11 protein-coding genes and 1 tRNA gene are annotated in these 18,613 nt (G+C 70.2%); 10 read left to right on the top strand and 2 right to left on the bottom strand.

Annotated elements, in window-relative coordinates:
- Positions 1-149 precede the first annotated feature (149 nt).
- A tRNA-Thr gene (locus tag BGP73_RS21560) sits at positions 150-225 on the top strand.
- Positions 226-325: 100 nt separating this feature from the next.
- Here the strand turns inward: BGP73_RS21560 and BGP73_RS21565 are convergent.
- Positions 326-2,983: a SpoIIE family protein phosphatase gene (locus tag BGP73_RS21565; RefSeq protein ID WP_069817570.1), complete on the bottom strand. Its 2,658-nt coding sequence runs from the start codon at positions 2,981-2,983 to the stop codon at positions 326-328.
- A gap of 450 nt (positions 2,984-3,433) precedes the next feature.
- On the opposite strand from BGP73_RS21565, the gene BGP73_RS21570 reads away from it, so the two are divergent.
- The 9 genes from BGP73_RS21570 to BGP73_RS21610 all read left to right on the top strand — a co-directional run bounded on the left by BGP73_RS21570 (position 3,434) and on the right by BGP73_RS21610 (position 17,727).
- Positions 3,434-8,893: a HAMP domain-containing protein gene (locus BGP73_RS21570; RefSeq protein ID WP_069817523.1), complete on the top strand. Its 5,460-nt coding sequence runs from the start codon at positions 3,434-3,436 to the stop codon at positions 8,891-8,893.
- Between the two features lie 206 nt (positions 8,894-9,099).
- Positions 9,100-9,780, top strand: coding sequence for a response regulator (locus BGP73_RS21575; protein WP_069817525.1), 681 nt, complete (start codon positions 9,100-9,102; stop codon positions 9,778-9,780).
- Positions 9,781-9,982: 202 nt separating this feature from the next.
- Positions 9,983-12,757: an FtsK/SpoIIIE family DNA translocase gene (locus BGP73_RS21580; RefSeq protein WP_079127758.1), complete on the top strand. Its 2,775-nt coding sequence runs from the start codon at positions 9,983-9,985 to the stop codon at positions 12,755-12,757.
- A 201-nt stretch (positions 12,758-12,958) separates the two neighbouring features.
- A complete protein-coding gene (locus BGP73_RS21585; protein ID WP_069817528.1) occupies positions 12,959-13,759 on the top strand; it encodes a helix-turn-helix domain-containing protein in 801 nt (266 codons plus the stop codon).
- A 170-nt stretch (positions 13,760-13,929) separates the two neighbouring features.
- Complete coding sequence (gene rimO / locus BGP73_RS21590) at positions 13,930-15,432, top strand: 30S ribosomal protein S12 methylthiotransferase RimO (protein ID WP_069817530.1); 1,503 nt, start codon at positions 13,930-13,932, stop codon at positions 15,430-15,432.
- Complete coding sequence (pgsA, locus tag BGP73_RS21595; protein ID WP_069817532.1) at positions 15,429-16,121, top strand: CDP-diacylglycerol--glycerol-3-phosphate 3-phosphatidyltransferase; 693 nt, start codon at positions 15,429-15,431, stop codon at positions 16,119-16,121. Before rimO ends, pgsA begins: the two co-directional genes overlap by 4 nt.
- Positions 16,118-16,633 carry a CinA family protein gene (locus BGP73_RS21600; RefSeq protein ID WP_069817533.1) on the top strand — a complete coding sequence of 172 codons (516 nt, stop codon included), beginning with the start codon at positions 16,118-16,120 and terminating at the stop codon, positions 16,631-16,633. The genes pgsA and BGP73_RS21600 overlap by 4 nt, the downstream gene beginning before the upstream one ends.
- A 103-nt stretch (positions 16,634-16,736) precedes the next feature.
- Positions 16,737-17,117, top strand: a complete 381-nt coding sequence (locus BGP73_RS21605; RefSeq protein ID WP_069817535.1) for a helix-turn-helix domain-containing protein — start codon at positions 16,737-16,739, stop codon at positions 17,115-17,117.
- 373 nt (positions 17,118-17,490) lie between these two features.
- Positions 17,491-17,727 (top strand): hypothetical protein, encoded by a 237-nt coding sequence (locus BGP73_RS21610; RefSeq protein ID WP_139134597.1) that lies wholly within the window; start codon positions 17,491-17,493, stop codon positions 17,725-17,727.
- Positions 17,728-17,766: 39 nt separating this feature from the next.
- On the opposite strand, the gene BGP73_RS21615 is transcribed toward BGP73_RS21610, so the two are convergent.
- Positions 17,767-18,600: a DNA-formamidopyrimidine glycosylase family protein gene (locus BGP73_RS21615; RefSeq protein WP_069817539.1), complete on the bottom strand. Its 834-nt coding sequence runs from the start codon at positions 18,598-18,600 to the stop codon at positions 17,767-17,769.
- Positions 18,601-18,613 lie beyond the last annotated feature (13 nt).

Below are 18,613 nucleotides of genomic sequence, written 5' to 3' on the forward strand. Positions count from 1 at the left end.
CTTTGTTTCCTCAGGTATGGAGGGGCGGCAGATGGCCCCTTGGACACCGGCAAGTGGTCCCGGAACAGCAGGTGCTCAAATGGCAGGGCTGAGTGCCGAGCGAGGCGACAAGAGACCAGCGGAAGCGCTATGATCTTCTCGACCGACAGGCCCCAATAGCTCAGTCGGCAGAGCGTCTCCATGGTAAGGAGAAGGTCTACGGTTCGATTCCGTATTGGGGCTCCACTTCTGATGTCCCGTCCGATCAAGTATCGGACGGGACATCAGCGTTTCCGGCCGTTCTGCCGGCGGGGTCCGGCACCGCTGGTTCGGACCCTCAGCCCTGCTACGGCGCCGGTCCCACCGCAGGATGCGGTTCCGGCATCCGCATCGCGAGAATCGCCAGGTCGTCCGAGGCCGGCTCGACGGCGAAGCGCTCCACCGTCCGCAGGATCCTGGCCGCCACGGCACCCGCCGTCAGACCGGTGCAGACACTCAGGGCCTCGGCCAACCCCTCGTCTCCGAGCATTCGGGTGCCCTCACGGCGCTCCGTCACCCCGTCGGTCACACACAGCAGCACGTCGCCGGGTTCGAGGCGCACGGTCTGCTCGTACAGCTCCAGATCCTCCAGCACCCCGAGCAGCGGCTGAGGGTCGGCCGCGGGCTCTACGGTTCCGTCCTGACGGAGCCGCAGCGGCAGCGGATGTCCGGCGCAGACCACCTTCAGGGTGGCTCTGCCGTCCGCTTCCGGACGCAACTCGCCGTACAGCAGGGTGAGGAACCGGCTGCGTGCCCCCTCGTCGAGGATCGCCGCGTTGAGCCGCTCCAGGACCGCCGGACCGCCGAAGCCCTCACGGGCGAGGAGACGTAGTGCGTGGCGGGCCAGCCCCGTCACGGCCGCCGCCTCCGGTCCCGTGCCGCAGACATCGCCGATCGCAAAGCCGTAGGTGCCGTCACTGATGGGGAAGACGTCGTAGAAGTCGCCACCGACCTCGTTGCCTTCGCCGGCCGCACGGTAGACGACCTCCACCTCGACGCCGGGGACTGCCGGCAGTTCGGGAGGCAGGAGGCTCCGTTGCAGAGACTGGCTGATGGCGGTGCGTTCCGAGTAGAGGCGCGCGTTGTCGAGCGCCAGGGCGGCCCTGCGGGAGAGGTCCTCCGCCAACTCCAGGATCTCCTGCCGGAAGTGCTCCCCGGAGGGCTTCCCCAGCGTCAGCATGCCGATCACCCTGTTCCGGGCGACCAGCGGAAGAACGACCGTCTCCCCACCGACCGCGGCCGCGGTGGCGAGTGTGGGGCCCGGACCGGGCGTCTGCGTCGGGTCGTTGAGACCGAGGTCCCGCAGCGAGGCGCGGAGCGCCGCGGAGTGGACCGTCTCACTGGGAGCGCTCCAGACCCGGGCGCCCGGCTCCGGAACGGGATCGGGCGGATCGAGCTTGCCGAGCAGGGTCTTGAGGCCGTCGATGCGGTCCTCGTCCTCATGGAGCACGAAGGAGAGCTCGGGTTCGGAGGAGAGGTCCGCGACGGTGTAGACCGCACACCAGGCGGCCAGGGTGGGCACGGTCATCTGGGCCATGAGGGCCAGGGTCTGGTCCCGGTCCAGGGTTCCGGCGAGGAGGTCGGAGGCCTCGACGAGGAACGAGAGCGAGCCGCGCCGGAGACGCTCCAACTCGGTCAGCCGGGCGCGTTCGACCGCGAGCGCGATCCGGTCCGCGGCGAACTGCAGCCGCAGCGCCTCCTCGTTGGTGTAACGGCCGGCGGACTCCGCGGCGACGCCGAGCGACCCGGTCAGCCGCCCCTCCACCTTGAGCGGCACCGTGACGACCGAACGCATGCCGGTGCCGGACAGGAGGGGCACCGCGCCGGGCACCGCGGTGAGGTCCTCGTGGACGGCCGGCATCCGAGCGGAGCCGTAGCGGCCGCTTCCGGCCTCCACCGGGACGCGGGCGAAACGCTGGCGGGCGGAGGGCAGCCCGGTGGAGGCGCGGACCTCGAGCTCGGTCTCGTCGTCGGTGGCGAGCAGCAGGTAGGCGGCGTCGCCGTCGAGCATGTCCCGGGCGCGCTCCACCGTGCGTTGGAGCAGGCCGTCGAGGTCGTCCGGGGCCGGGGAGCCGATGAAGACCTCGAACGGGTCGGTGGCCGTCCCCGAAGGCTCTCCGGGCGTCTGGGCGGTGGCGTCGCCGGGAGCGGTCCGCTGCGCGGTCTGGAGGACGGCGCGCTCGTGGTCGCGCACCAGCAGGCAGACGGTGGAGGGGGCGCCCTCGGAGTCCCGCACCCGAAGGTGGGAGGCGTAGACGGGGACGACCCGGCCGTCCGCCGCCCGCATGCCGTAGGAGCCCTCCCAGCGGGAGAGCTGGAGTGCTTCGGCGAGGCCGGTTCCGGTGCCCGGGGTGTGCGGCCAGGCGGCGAAGTCGGCGAGCGGTCTGCCGACGGCCTCGGAGGAGTTCACTCCGAAGAGTTCCTCCGCGTCCTCGTTCCAGGAGTTGACGCGGCCGTCCTCGGCGATCTGGACGACGGCGACGCGGACCCGCGGATCGGCCACCGGCAGTGCGTCGGTGGGCAGGGCGGGGCCGGCCGATCGGGTCCCGGCGGGGTGCTGGGTGAGGTCGAGCTGGAACCAGACCCTCTTGTGGGTGGCGGTGTACTCCACGCCCCAGCGGCTGGCGAGGGCACCGCAGAGCATCAGCCCGCGGCCGCCCTCGCTGTCGGGGTTCACGCTGCGCTGGCCGGCTCCCTGGAGGGGGACGTCGCGCTCCGGGTAGCGGTCGGCGACCTCGACCCGCACGCCGCCGTCGGTCCGCAGGCAGAGGACGTCGGCGGCGGTCCCGGCGTGCACTACCGCGTTGGTGACGAGTTCGCTGGTCAGTACCACGGCGTCATCGACGACATCGGTGAATCCCCAGCCCTGGAGCGTGTCCCGGACGAAGGCGCGGGCACTGGCGACCGAGCGTCCGACCGGCTCGAAGGTGGCGGTGGCCCGTGCGCTGATCACGGTTCTCCTCATAGCTGTGTGCTCGCCCGGCCTCCGTATCGGCGGGAGAGCGGTGCCGTCCGGTGCGCCTTCGGCCCGGTCGGATACGTTCGCCGGCGCGGTGCCGTTCGGGCCGGCCGCTGCGCGGCCGACGTCACCGCTCTCGGCGTGCTGCCGGGCCAGGCCCTCGCCCCGCTCCTTCATCCTACTCCCTACCGGACAGGCCCCTGCCGGCACCGTTCCGCTGCCTTGCCTCGCTCGTGTCACCGCTCCTGACCGTAGAAGGGCGGTGGACAGCCGGATGCCAGGTTACTTACCTTCGACCTCCGTGCGGGTGCCGGTCTTCGGTGATTCCGCCTGGAGTGTGTGCCGGCCGGTGTGCGAGGCTGCCGAACTGTTATGGCCTTGTTCGGCTGGGGTGAAACACTGGGCAGTCTTCAGGAGATGGTCCTGAGGAGAAGGTCGACCCGCGGGAGGGACACGGTGGAGTCTGGCGCGGCTGCGCGGGGCGCGAGTACACGCCCGAAAGGACGGTCCCGCGGTCACGGGACGACCGAGGTGGACACAGCGGCGCTGAACAGACTCCGCACGGCACTGGTGGCCATGCGGGACGGGAACTTCCGCAAGCGCCTCACGGTGTCGGGTGACGGTGTCATGGCCGAGATCGCCGCGCTCTTCAACGAGGTCGCGGACCGTAACCAGCACCTCACCGGAGAGATCGCCAGGGTGCGGCGGGTGGTCGGCCGTGAGGGAAAGCTCACAGAGCGCCTGGAGACCGGCGCCTGCGAGGGGTCCTGGGCCGCCGCCATCGACGCCTCGAACGCGCTGGTGGACGACCTGGTGCGGCCGGTCTCCGAGGTCGGTCGGGTGCTGTCCGCGGTCTCCGAGGGCGACCTGGAACAGCGTATGGACCTCCGCGCCGCCGGCGCGGACGGCGCCGCCCATCCGCTGCGGGGGGAGTTCCTCAAGGTCGGTCGGACGGTCAACGGGCTGGTCGACCAGCTCTCGGCGTTCACCGACGAGGTGACGCGGGTCGCCAGCGAGGTGGGCACCGAGGGCAAGCTGGGCGGTCAGGCGAAGGTGCGCGGGGTCTCGGGTTCCTGGAAGGACCTGACGGACTCCGTCAACACCATGGCGTACCGGCTCACCGCCCAGGTGCGTGACATCGCGCTGGTGACAACGGCGGTCGCCAAGGGCGATCTCTCCCGCAAGGTCACGGTGCACGTGGCCGGCGAGATGCTGGAGTTGAAGAACACCGTCAACACGATGGTGGACCAGCTGTCGTCGTTCTCCTCCGAGGTGACGCGCGTCGCCCGTGAGGTGGGCACCGAGGGCGAGCTGGGCGGACAGGCCCAGGTGCCCGGCGTCGCCGGTGTGTGGAAGGACCTGACGGACTCCGTCAACCTCATGGCGGGCAACCTCACCGCCCAGGTGCGCGGGATCGCCCAGGTGACCACGGCGGTCGCCAACGGCGACCTGTCGCAGAAGGTCACGGTCAGCGCGCGGGGGGAGGTCGCGCAGCTCGCCGAGACGATCAACACGATGACCGAGACGCTGCGCACCTTCGCCGACGAGGTGACCCGGGTAGCGAGCGAGGTGGGGGCCGAGGGCCTGCTGGGCGGCCAGGCGCAGGTGCCGGGTGCGGCAGGCATCTGGAAGGACCTGACCGACTCGGTGAACACGGCCTTCCGTAACCTCACGGCGCAGGTCAGGGACATTGCCCAGGTGACGACGGCGGTGGCCAACGGTGATCTCTCGCAGAAGGTCACCGTGGACGTCGCGGGCGAGATGTTGGAGTTGAAGAACACCGTCAACACGATGGTGGACCAGCTGTCGTCGTTCGGCGCCGAGGTGACGCGCGTCGCCCGGGAGATCGGGGTCGAGGGCGAGCTGGGCGGTCAGGTGCCGGGTGCGGCGGGTACCTGGAAGGACCTGACCGACTCGGTGAACACGGCCTTCCGCAACCTCACCGGGCAGGTGCGCAACATCGCCCAGGTGACGACGGCGGTGGCCAACGGTGATCTCTCGCAGAAGGTCACCGTGGACGTCTCCGGCGAGATGCTGAAGCTGAAGAACACCGTCAACACGATGGTGGACCAGCTGTCGTCGTTCGCGGACCAGGTGACGCGGATGGCGCGGGACGTGGGGACCGAGGGCCGGCTGGGCGGTCAGGCCCGGGTGGACGGCGTCTCGGGCACCTGGAAGGACCTGACGGACTCGGTCAACTTCATGGCCGGCAACCTCACCTCTCAGGTGCGGCAGATCGCGCAGGTGACGACGGCGGTCGCCCGGGGCGACCTGTCGCAGAAGATCGAGGTCGACGCGCGCGGCGAGATCCTGGAGCTGAAGAACACCATCAACACGATGGTCGACCAGCTGTCCTCGTTCGCCGACCAGGTGACCCGGGTGGCCCGGGAGGTCGGGACCGACGGGCGGCTCGGCGGCCAGGCGCAGGTGCCGGGGGTGGCCGGAGTCTGGCGGGACCTGACCGACTCGGTGAACGGCATGGCCGGCAACCTCACCTCTCAGGTGCGCAACATCGCCCAGGTCGCGACGGCGGTCGCCCGGGGCGACCTGTCGCAGAAGATCGAGGTCGACGCGCGCGGCGAGATCCTGGAGCTGAAGAACACCCTCAATACGATGGTGGACCAGTTGTCGTCGTTCGCCGAGCAGGTGACGCGGGTTGCGCGTGAGGTGGGCACCGACGGCATCCTCGGCGGTCAGGCCGAGGTCCAGGGTGTCTCGGGCACCTGGAAGGACCTCACCCAGTCGGTCAACTTCATGGCGAACAACCTGACTTCCCAGGTGCGGAACATCGCCGAGGTGACGACTGCGGTGGCCGAGGGCGACCTCTCGAAGAAGATCACCGTCGACGCCAAGGGGGAGATCCTGGCCCTGGTCACCACCGTGAACACGATGGTGGACCAGTTGTCGTCCTTCGCCGAGCAGGTGACGCGGGTTGCGCGCGAGGTGGGCACCGACGGCATCCTCGGTGGCCAGGCCCAGGTCCGGGACGTCTCCGGGATCTGGAAGGACCTCACCGACAACGTCAACCTGATGGCGAACAACCTCACCTCCCAGGTGCGGAACATCGCCCAGGTGGCGAGCGCGGTCGCGGGCGGGGACCTGACGAAGAAGGTCACGGTCGAGGCGCGCGGTGAGGTCGCGGACCTGGCCGACACCGTCAACACCATGGTGACCACGCTGTCGTCCTTCGCGGACGAGGTGACGCGGGTCGCGCGCGAGGTGGGCACCGACGGGCGGCTGGGCGGTCAGGCCCGGGTGCCGGGCGTCTCCGGCACCTGGAAGGACCTCACCGAGTCGGTGAACTCGATGGCGTCCAACCTCACCGGCCAGGTGCGGAACATCGCCATGGTCACCACCGCGATCGCCAAGGGCGACCTCACCAAGAAGATCGACATCGATGCCCGCGGTGAGATCCTGGAGCTGAAGACCACCATCAACACGATGGTCGACCAGCTGTCCTCGTTCGCGGACCAGGTCACCCGGGTGGCGCGTGAGGTGGGCACCGAGGGGCAGCTGGGCGGTCAGGCCCGGGTCCGGGACGTCGACGGCACCTGGCAGGACCTCACCGAGTCGGTGAACGAGATGGCCGGCAACCTGACCCGTCAGGTGCGGGCGATCGCCGCCGTCGCGGCGGCTGTGACCCGCGGTGACCTCAACCTGAAGATCGACGTCGACGCGGCGGGCGAGATCCTGGAGCTCCAGGACAACATCAACACCATGATCGCCACGCTCCGCGAGACCACGATCGCGAACAAGGAGCAGGACTGGCTCAAGGGCAACCTCGCCCGTATCTCCGGGCTGATGCAGGGGCGCCGGGACCTCCAGGACGTCGCCCGGCTCATCATGAGCGAGCTGACGCCCGTCGTCTCCGCCCAGCACGGTGCCTTCTTCCTGGCCACCTCGACGCTCGACCCCGCTGAGGTCGGAGCCGACGAGGAGGGTCCGTACGAACTGCGTCTGGTGGGCGCCTACGGCTACACCCCGGGTGCGATGCCGACGACGATCCGACCGGGCGAGACGCTCGTCGGTACGGCCGCGGAGGAGCGGCGGACCATCCTCATGGAGAACGTGCCGCCCGGCTACCTGAAGATCGCCTCCGGGCTGGGGGAGGCCCCGCCCGCTCATGTGATCGTGCTGCCGGTCCTCTTCGAAGGGCAGGTCCTCGGCGTGATCGAGCTGGCGTCGTTCCAGCCCTTCGCGCAGATCCAGAAGGACTTCCTGAGCCAGATCGCCGAGATGATCGCGACGAGCGTCAACACGATCAGCGTGAACACCAAGACCGAGGTGCTGCTGAAGCAGTCGCAGGAGTTGACCGAGCAGCTCCGGGTGCGCTCCGAGGAACTGGAGAACCGACAGAAGGCGCTGCAGTCCTCCAACGCCGAACTCGAGGAGAAGGCGGAGCTGCTGGCCCAGCAGAACCGGGACATCGAGGTGAAGAACACCGAGATCGAGGAGGCCCGGCAGGTACTGGAGGAGCGCGCCGAGCAACTGGCCGTCTCCATGCGTTACAAGTCCGAGTTCCTGGCGAACATGTCGCACGAGCTGCGCACGCCGCTCAACTCGCTGCTCATCCTGGCGAAGCTGCTCGCGGACAACGCGGACGGGAACCTGTCGCCGAAGCAGGTGGAGTTCGCCGAGACCATCCACGGGGCCGGCTCCGACCTGCTGCAGCTGATCAACGACATCCTCGACCTGTCGAAGGTCGAGGCGGGGAAGATGGACGTCAGCCCGTCGCGGATCGCGCTGGTACAGCTCGTCGACTACGTCGAGGCGACCTTCCGGCCGCTGACCGCGGAGAAGGGGCTGGACTTCTCGGTGCGGGTCTCCCCCGAGCTCCCCTCCCATCTGCACACCGATGAGCAGCGGTTGCTCCAGGTACTGCGGAACCTGCTGTCGAACGCGGTGAAGTTCACCGACAGCGGGGCCGTGGAACTGGTCATCCGACCCGCGGGACCCCAGGTGCCGAACGCCATCCGGGAACAGTTGCTGGAGCACGGCGTACCCCAGGGGAGCGGCCCCGACATGATCGCGTTCTCGGTCACCGACACCGGCATCGGTATCGCCGCCAGCAAGATGCGGGTGATCTTCGAGGCGTTCAAGCAGGCGGACGGCACGACCAGCCGGAAGTACGGCGGTACCGGTCTGGGGCTGTCCATCAGCCGGGAGATCGCCCGGTTGCTGGGCGGTGAGATCCACGCCTCCAGCGAGCCGGGGCGGGGCTCCACCTTCACGCTCTACCTGCCGCTGACCCCGGCGGAGCTGCCGGCGCAGAGCTACCCGCAGCTGGCCACCGGACTGGCGGCGCTGGAGTCCGGTGGCGACGGCGGGGCCGAGACGGAGTCGAGCTTCGGTGAGGAGCCGACCGGTGAGCCGGCTCGGGAGGAAGAGGCGCCGGAGAGCGCCTGGGAGCAGCCTCCGGCGGCTCCGGAGGAACCGGTGCCCGCCCCGCGGCCGGTCGTCGCGCCACGGCCGGCGCCCCGGGACGCCTGGCTGGAGCAGGCACCCGGCCCGGGGGAGGGGAGCGGGCTCTCCTTCCACGGCGAGAAGGTGCTGATCGTCGACGACGACATCAGGAACGTCTTCGCCCTGACGAGCGTGTTGGAGCAGCACGGGCTGTCGGTGCTCTACGCCGAGAACGGCCGGGAGGGGATCGAGGTCCTGGAGCAGCACGACGACGTGGGCATCGTCTTGATGGACATCATGATGCCGGAGATGGACGGTTACGCGACGACGGCGGCGATCCGCCGGATGCCGCAGTTCGCCGGGCTGCCGATCGTCGCGCTGACCGCCAAGGCGATGAAGGGCGACAAGGAGAAGTCCATCGAGTCCGGCGCCTCGGACTACGTCACCAAACCGGTGGACACCGATCATCTGCTGTCCGTCATGCGGCAGTGGATGCGGCCGTCGGGCGACTAGGGCGGCGGTGCGGGTGTGGAACCGCCGGCGGCGGGGAACCTTCTGGTGTCCTCCCGCGTTTCCGGTATGTGCACAGTGACATCGCGGTGACAGGGTGTGGCGACAGACGGGGTGCGGTTACGATGACCGGCACGAGGGCGGACGGCGTAAGGGAGTCGTCTCCCGGGGCGGCGCCCGGTGCACTGCCGGGGCGAGGAGGGCGCGCCATGGTGCAGAAGGCCAAGATCCTCCTGGTCGATGACCGGCCGGAGAATCTGCTGGCGCTGGAGGCCATTCTCTCCGCGCTCGATCAGACGCTGGTGCGGGCATCGTCAGGTGAGGAAGCGCTCAAGGCGCTGCTGACGGACGACTTCGCGGTGATCCTGCTGGACGTCCAGATGCCCGGTATGGATGGTTTCGAGACGGCGGCGCACATCAAGCGGCGGGAGCGGACCCGTGATATTCCGATCATCTTCCTGACCGCCATCAACCACGGTCCCCACCACACCTTCCGCGGTTACGCGGCGGGAGCGGTGGACTACATCTCCAAGCCTTTCGATCCCTGGGTGCTCCGTGCGAAGGTCTCGGTCTTCGTGGAGCTGTACATGAAGAACTGTCAGCTCCGGGAGCAGGCCTCACTGCTGCGCCTGCAGCTCGAAGGCAGTGACCGCCGGGAGGCGGGCGACCCGAAAGCGGCCGCCGCCGTGCTGGCGGAGCTGTCCGCCCGGCTGGCGGCGGTGGAGGAGCAGGCCGAGGCGCTCTCCAAGGAGCTGGACGAATCATCGGAGGCGGCCGCGGTCTCCGCCGCCGCACACCTGGAACGCAAACTGACGGGGCTGCGGCGCGCGCTGGACGCTCTGGAGCCGGGATCCGGCGAGGGAATCCAGGGCGCGCCCTCCAAGGGCTGATCCACCGGGGATTACGGGACAACCCCTGAGCCGGCCGTCAGCCGCTCCGGCGGTTGCCCGCATGCCGACGGCGCGGTGCCCGTGTGCCTCCGCTGATCCCCCTCCGGCAAGCAACTTGCCCCAACGGATGGTTGACGTCGGGTCAACCGGACGAAGCCGGTGGTCGCCGTAACGACACGGAAGGCTGAAGCGGCGGGCACGGATGTCACGTCCAGCTGACAGCGGTAACCTCACGGCCATGGCCTCACGTACCTCCGGAAAGGGCTCCAAGGGGGCGACCGGCACTTCTCAGGGGCGCGGAAAGGCTCCGGCGGGCAAGGGAACGAAGAAGGCGGCCCCGGCCCGCAAACCGCCCGGGCGCAAAGCCCCGGCGAAGAAGGCCGCGCCCAAGCCGGCCCCGTCGCCCACGAACGGCGTCTACCGCCTGGTGCGCTCGGTCTGGCTCGGCCTGGCCCGGGCCGTCGGTGCGATGTTCCGGGGGATAGGCCGCGGGGCCAAGGGGCTGGACCCGGCGCACCGGAAGGACGGCTTGGCGTTGCTGCTGCTCGGCATCGCCCTGGTCGTCGCCGCCGGTACCTGGTCGAACCCGGAGGGACCCGTCGGCGGTTTGGTGGAACTCCTCGTCACCGGGGCGTTCGGCCGACTAGACCTGCTGGTTCCGATACTGCTCGGCGTGGTCGCCGTCCGACTGATCCGGCATCCGGAGAAGCCCGAGGCCAACGGACGGATCGTGATCGGCCTCTCCGCGCTGGTCGTCGGGGTGCTCGGGCTGGTCCACCTCGGTTGCGGAGCGCCGGGCCGGGGCGCGGGCGCCGTGACCATCCGGGATGCCGGTGGACTGATCGGTTGGGCCGCCTCCAAACCGCTGGTCTTCACGGTCGGGACGGTACTGTCCTGGCCGCTGCTGCTGCTGGTCGCCGTCTTCGGACTGCTGGTGGTGACCGCCACGCCGGTCAACGCGATCCCGCGCCGGCTGCGCGCCCTGGCCGTCCGGCTCGGGCTGCTGGGCGGGCCTGCGGAAGAGCAGCGCCCTTCGAGGCCGGCGGACGACGAGGAGTACGAGCAGCAGTGGCGCAAGTCGCTCGCCGAACCGCGCGGCAGGGCTCGGCAGGCCGCTGGGGAGGCCGCTGAGACGGCGGAGGAGCAAGCCCTCGCCCGCCGGCGTCGGGGGGGCCAGCCCCGCGCCGGGAAGCAGCGCTCGGACGCGGTGGACGTCGCGGCCGCCGCGGCGGCTTCCTTGGACGGCGCTGTGCTGCACGGGGTGAACCCCTCGCCGCTGGTGGCCGGGTTGAGCCACGGCATCTCCGGAGGTCGGGCGGGCGAGTTGCCCGCGGCCCGGGAGGCGGAGCCGGGCGGTGGCTTGCAGGGGCCGCCCGACCGGGACCGTCCGGAGCCGGGCGGTGGGGCGGGCGACCGGGGGGAGGTGCCGGACCTCACCAAGCGGCCCCCGGAGCCTTCGAAGGGGTTGCCGCCCCGTGCCGAGCAGCTGCAGCTCTCCGGGGACCGGACGTACACGCTGCCGCCGCTCGGCCTGCTCTCCCGCGGTGGCCCGGGGAAGACCCGGAGCGCTGCCAACGACGCGGTGGTGGCCTCGCTGACCAACGTCTTCTCGGAGTTCAAGGTCGACGCGGCCGTCACCGGCTTCACCCGGGGACCGACCGTCACCCGCTACGAGGTCGAACTCGGCCCGGCGGTCAAGGTCGAGCGGATCACCGCGCTGGCCAAGAACATCGCGTACGCGGTCGCCAGCCCGGATGTCCGTATCATCAGCCCGATCCCGGGCAAGTCCGCCGTCGGGATCGAAATCCCCAACACCGACCGGGAGATGGTCAACCTCGGTGACGTGCTGCGACTGGCCGACGCCGACGGGGACGAGCATCCGCTGCTGGTGGCGCTCGGAAAGGATGTCGAGGGTGGCTACGTCATGGCGAACCTCGCCAAGATGCCGCACATCCTGGTCGCCGGTGCCACGGGGTCGGGCAAGTCGTCCTGCATCAACTGCCTGATCACCTCGGTCATGGTGCGGGCCACCCCGGACGACGTGAAGATGGTGCTCGTCGACCCCAAGCGGGTGGAGCTGAACGTCTACGAGGGCATTCCGCACCTGATCACCCCGATCATCACCAACCCCAAACGTGCGGCGGAGGCGCTGCAGTGGGTGGTGCGTGAGATGGACCTGCGCTACGACGACCTGGCGGCCTTCGGGTTCCGGCACATCGACGACTTCAACGCGGCGGTGCGCGGCGGAAAGGTGCGGGTTCCCGAGGGCAGCGAACGGGAGTTGGCGCCCTATCCCTATCTGCTGGTGATCGTCGACGAACTCGCCGACCTGATGATGGTCGCCCCCCGGGACGTCGAGGACGCCATCGTCCGGATCACCCAGCTGGCACGGGCGGCCGGGATCCACCTGGTGCTGGCCACTCAGCGCCCCAGTGTCGACGTGGTCACCGGTCTGATCAAGGCGAACGTGCCGTCCCGGCTGGCCTTCGCCACCTCCTCGCTCGCCGACAGCCGGGTGATCCTCGACCAGCCAGGTGCGGACAAGCTGATCGGCAAGGGCGATGCCCTGTTCCTGCCGATGGGAGCGGGGAAGCCGACCCGGATGCAGGGGGCTTTCGTGACCGAGGAGGAGGTCGCGGCCGTCGTCGCCCACTGCAAGAAGGAGATGGCCCCGGTCTTCCGGGAGGACGTCACGGTGGGTTCGGCGAAGCAGAAGAAGGTCGACGAGGAGATCGGAGACGACCTCGACCTGCTCTGCCAGGCCGCGGAGCTCGTCGTCTCCACACAGTTCGGCTCCACCTCGATGCTGCAGAGGAAGCTCCGGGTGGGCTTCGCCAAGGCGGGCCGGCTGATGGATCTCATGGAGTCCCGTGGGGTGGTCGGGCCCAGTGAGGGCGCCAAGGCTCGCGATGTTCTGGTGAAACCTGATGAGTTGGATGGAGTGCTTGCCCTGATTCGGGGGGAGAATCACTCGTAAGGGTGGCGGGGGAACCAATTCTTCCGCCGATACGTCAATACGAAGAGAGGCGAATAATTGGGTGCCCCGGCGGCTGAGGGCAGTAGGACGGTGTGACCGTCCCGATGGCGTACAAAACCCGTCCTCCTGGTTGCCTCACCCTTTCGCCCCACCCCTAGACTGAACCTCCAGCAGGTGGCTACACGCTCGAAAGGCGCCCCCGTGTCCATCGGCAACTCCTCCGCGGACGACCGTCCTTCCATCGGACAAGCTCTTCAGCAGGCCCGAATCGACGCCGGATTGACCGTCGGCAACATCAGCAGTACCACGCGCGTGCGCTCTCCCATCGTGCACGCTATCGAGCAGGACGACTTCTCGGGCTGTGGCGGCGATGTCTACGCCCGGGGTCATATCCGCACGCTCGCGACGGCCGTGGGGCTCGACCCCGCGGAGCTGATCGCGCAGTTCGACGCGGAGCACGGGGGACGGCCCGAGCCCTCCGCCACCGCGCCGCTGTTCGAGGCGGAGCGCTTCGGCTCGCAACCCCGACGGCCCAACTGGAGCGCCGCCATGGTCGCCGCGATCGTCGCGGTCGTGGGATTCGCCGGCTTCACCCTCTTCCGGGGAGGGGACGAGCCGAGCACCGAGGCCGTGGGCGACGCACCCTCGGCCGAGGCCAGCTCCTCGCCGGAGGCGGACACCACCGAGCCCGCCGACCCCAAACCCGATCCGACCGAGAGCGCCATCGCCGCCGCGCCCGGGGACAAGGTCACCATCAAGCTCACGGCCGCCAAGGGGCGGAGCTGGATCTCGGCGCAGGACCACAACGGTCGGCTGCTCCACGAGGGAGTGCTCGAGAAGGGCGACTCCAAGACGTTCACCGACGACCAGCGGATCCAACTGGTGCTCGGCAACGCCGGCGCGATGGAGCTCTACGTCAACGGCAAGCAGATCAAGGACCACTGGAAGACCGGTCAGATACAGCACCTGACCTACACCAAGGGCGACCCGGAAGCCGGCTGACCTCCCCCCGAGGGCTGTCCCGAGCCCCTGGCGGGCGCAGGCGGACGGCCCCGCCGCCTCACTGCGGGGCCGCGGCTGACACCGTGCGCCGACCTGCCAACGGCCGAAGAACGGCTGATACTCCGACCCGGCCGACCGGAGCGGCGGGGCGGACAAAGTAGGCTGGGCCCATGCCCGAACGCCGTACCGTCGCTCTCGTCACCCTTGGCTGCGCCCGTAACGAGGTGGACTCGGAGGAGCTCGCAGGCCGCCTGGCGGCGGACGGCTGGGAGCTCGTCCCGGAAGCCGCCCAGGCCGATGTCGCCGTCGTCAACACCTGCGGCTTCGTCGAGGCCGCCAAGAAGGACTCGGTCGACGCCCTACTGGAAGCGAACGACCTCAAGGGCCACGGCCGCACCCAGGCCGTGGTCGCGGTGGGTTGTATGGCCGAACGGTACGGCAAGGAACTGGCCGAGGCGCTGCCCGAGGCGGACGGTGTACTCGGCTTCGACGACTACACCGACATCTCCGAGCGGCTCGGAACCATCCTGGCCGGCGGCGTACACGCCTCGCACACCCCCCGGGACCGGCGGAAGCTGCTGCCGATCAGCCCGGTCGAGCGGCAGGGCGCGACGGTCGCCCTGCCCGGTCACGCGGACGCCGCCCCAGGTCCCGAGGACCTTCCCGAAGGGCTGGCGCCCCCCTCGGGCCCGCGTGCGCCGCTCCGCCGGCGGCTCGACTCCAGCCCGGTCGCCTCCGTCAAGCTGGCCTCGGGATGCGACCGCCGCTGCTCCTTCTGCGCGATCCCGGCCTTCCGGGGCTCCTTCATCTCCCGCCGCCCGGCGGACGTCCTCAGCGAGACCCGCTGGTTGGCCGAGCAGGGCGTCTCGGAGATCATGCTGGTCTCGGAGAACAACACCTCCTACGGCAAGGACCTGGGCGACATCCGACTGCTGGAGACCCTCCTGCCGGAGCTGGCACAGGTGGACGGCGTCGAGCGGATCCGGGTCAGCTACCTCCAGCCCGCCGAACTGCGCCCCAGCCTCATCGACACGCTGACCTCCACACCCAAGGTCGCGCCCTACTTCGATCTCTCCTTCCAGCACTCCGCCCCAGGGGTGCTGCGCCGCATGCGGAGGTTCGGCGACACCGACCGGTTCCTGGGCCTGCTCGAGCAGATCAGGGCCAGGGCCCCGCAGGCCGGCGCCCGTTCGAACTTCATCGTCGGCTTCCCCGGGGAGACCGAGGAGGACGTGGCCGAACTGGAGCGGTTCCTGACCGGGGCGCGACTGGACGCCATCGGGGTGTTCGGATACTCCGACGAGGAGGGCACCGAGGCGCTGGGCCTCGACGGCAAGCTGGAGGCGGACGCCGTCGCCGAACGGCTGGCCCGCATCACCCGCCTCGCCGAGGAGCTCACCGCCCAGCGGGCCGAGGAGCGGCTCGGGGAGACCGTGCGGGTGCTGGTGGAGTCCGTGACGGCCGAGGGCGACACCATCGACGGAGCACCCGGAGAAGTGGTGGGGCGGGCCGCCCACCAGGCGCCCGAGACGGACGGCCAGACCTACCTCACCGACGCCCGGGGACTTCTTCCGGGACGGATCGTCGAGGCGAAGGTGGTGGCGACCGAGGGTGTGGACCTGATCGCGGAACCGCTCGGCGGCGGGGTGGGCCCCGAGGAGGCGGGCGGATGACCGGAGTACCCGCGTCCGCGGCGGAGGGCCCCAGACGCGCGGCAGCCGTACGCGGCAGCACCCGGGCGGAGGCGTCGGCGGTGCCGCAGGCGGGACTGTGGAACATCGCGAACATCCTGACGATGGTGCGGCTGCTGCTGGTGCCCGGCTTCGTCCTCCTACTGCTGCACAACGGCGGCTACGACCCGATCTGGCGCTCCTACGCCTGGGCGGCCTTCGCCATCGCCATGATCACCGACCTCTTCGACGGGCATCTGGCCCGCCGCTACAACCTGGTCACCGACTTCGGCAAGATCGCGGATCCGATCGCCGACAAGGCGATCATGGGTGCCGCTCTGATCTGCCTCTCCGTACTGGGCGATCTCTGGTGGTGGGTCACGGGCGTGATCCTGCTCCGGGAGGTCGGAATCACCCTGATGCGGTTCTGGGTGATCGAGCACGGGGTCATCCCGGCCAGCCGTGGCGGAAAGCTGAAGACCCTGGCCCAGGGCACCGCGGTCGGCCTGTACGTCCTGGTACTGACCGGGCCGCTGGCCACCATCCGGTTCTGGGTGATGGCTGTGGCCGTACTGCTCACCGTTCTCACCGGCCTGGACTACGTGAAGCAGGCCGTGGTGCTGCGGAGCGGCGGGCCGCACGAGCAGCGCCAGCCCGAGCGCGAGCACGCCTCGGGGAGCGCGGGGAAATGAGCGTCGGACCCGCCGAGACGTCACTGCAACTGCTCGCCGAGCGGGGGCAGACCCTCGCGGTGGCGGAGTCGCTGACCGGTGGACTGGTCGCCGCGGCCCTGACCGCCGTGCCCGGAGCCTCACGCGCCTTCCGCGGATCGGTGACCGCGTACGCGACCGAGGTCAAGCACAAGGTGCTGGCCGTGGACGGAGCGCTGCTTCAGACGAGGGGGGCCGTCGACGCCCAGGTCGCCGGAGAGATGGCGGACGGGGTGCGGCGGCTGCTGGGTGCGGACTGGGGGGCGGCGACCACCGGGGTGGCGGGCCCCGACCCGCAAGACGGTCAGCCGGTGGGCACGGTCCATGTGGCGGTCGCCGGGCCGGGGGGCACCGGTCGGCAGCGACTGCTCAGGCTGGACGGCGACCGGGAGGAGATCCGGAGGCGGACCGTCCAGGAAACCCTTGAATTGTTGATGACAGAACTGATCGGAAATGCGCGGGAACGGAATATGGAACACAGCGGGGGGAATTGATGTTTGCAGCCCTGGGTGAACACGTCAGCGCTCCCCGCACAGCCACCGCCCGAGGCGGTACGGTGGGGCGAGAAGGATCCGAGGTCCGAGGAGGGAGCCACCGATGATTCTGCTCCGTCGCCTGCTGGGTGACGTGCTGCGTCGGCAGCGCCAGCGCCAGGGGCGGACCCTGCGCGAAGTCTCCTCGTCGGCGCGGGTCTCCCTCGGCTATCTTTCGGAAGTCGAGCGGGGGCAGAAAGAGGCGTCCTCCGAGTTGCTCTCCGCCATCTGCGATGCGCTGGAGGTGCGGATGTCCGAGGTCATGCGTGAGGTGAGCGATGAACTGTCGCTCGCCGAACTGGCGCAGTCGGCGACGAGTGAGACCGTACCCGTCCCGGTGCGTCCGATGCTGAACCCGGTTTCCGTGACATCCGTGACGGGTGTGCCCGAGGAGCGCATGACGATCAAGGCTCCTGCGGAAGCCGTGGACGTCGTGGCGGCCTGACGTTACAGCCGGCGTGGCTGATCTGAGCCCCGGGCGGGTGACCACCGCCCGGGGCTCAGCTGCGTCCCAGTGCCCCTGCGCCAGTCGTGACGGTGCTGTTTCCGGGCTGGTTGTGACCGGAATCACGGACCGTTGCGGAAAGGCGGCCGGCGGCCCCCTGAGCACGCTCGGCTGACGAGTCGTGACCGAGAGGATTGCCCGGAGGAGCACGGGGAACTCGGATCTCTGTGGTCCGATGACGCGCGGAGGCCGAGCGCCGGTGCCTGCCCGGGAGGCCCGGCCGAACGAGCCGGGTCGGCCACGAGCGGCGGCTCGACCAGGCGGTGGCGCCGGATCGCTCCGGAAGACCTCTGGACCCGTGAAGGAGGCGACCATGGCGAGGTGTGACATACGGTGGCCCGACGCGCTCCGCTGGACGGTGATGCCGACCGCTGCGGTTCTGTGCTGGTGGACCACGCTGCGGTGGGCCGTCGAGCCGGCCGCGGTGGCGACCTGGGAGGCGGCGCTGGCCGCCGGAGGGTGGGGACTCGGCCTGATACCCGTCCACTGCGCCCCGCGCCCGGGCGGAGAGAGCCGGACAGGACCCCGGTCCCCGGAACGCACCGGTTGATCCCGACCCGCGCTCTCCCAGCCCTGACCTCCGCGGCCGTCACCCCGACCGTGCGGAAGGGCTCGGCCTGCCGACGGGCGGGCCGGGACCTCGCTGGCAGCCGGGGCACCAGTAGGTGACCCGCTCCTCGCCGACCGGCCCCTGGCCGCCGGAGCGCCGTACGGCCGCACCGCAGCGCAGGCAGGGGCGGCCGTTCCTCCCGTACACCCAGAGCCGCTGACCGGGGTGGGGGCTCGGTGTGGTGACCCGGTCCCAACGCCCCCGGTTGGCTCTGAGCAGCTTCTCCCCGAGGTCGACGAGACGCTCGAGAGACGGGGTCTCGCCGACCGGCAGCCAGGGCGTGACGCCGATCAGGAAGCAGAGCTCGGACTTGTAGACGTTGCCGATACCGGCCAGGTTCCGCTGGTCGAGGAGGGCTTCGCCGAGTGGTCGGGTCGGAGCCGTGAGCAGCAGACGCCGTGCCTCCTCGGGGTCCCAGTCAGGCCCCAGCAGATCAGGACCGAGGTGGCCAACGAGCCGGTCCTCGTCCTGGGAACGCATCAGGTCGAGCGCGGCCAGCCGGTAGCCGACGGCGGTGCGTGAGGCCGTGGAGAGAATCGCCCGGATCTGGTGGCCGGGCCCGCCGCGGAACCGCTCCCCCGCGGCGTAGAGCCGCCAGGCGCCGTCCATCCCCAGATGCGAGTGGAGAGTCAGGGGGCCGTCGACGCGGAGCATCAGGTGTTTGCCGCGAGCGACCACCTCGTTGACGACTCGGCCGGTGAGGTCCGCCGTGGCGAGCCGGGGTGTCCGCAGCTCGCAGCCGGTGAGGCGCTCGCCGGCGAGCGCCAGGTGCAGACCGTGGGCCGTCCGCCAGACCGTGTCTCCCTCGGGCATGTGGCCATGATGC

Source organism: Streptomyces sp. TP-A0874, assembly GCF_001748085.1.
GTDB lineage: Bacteria > Actinomycetota > Actinomycetes > Streptomycetales > Streptomycetaceae > Streptomyces.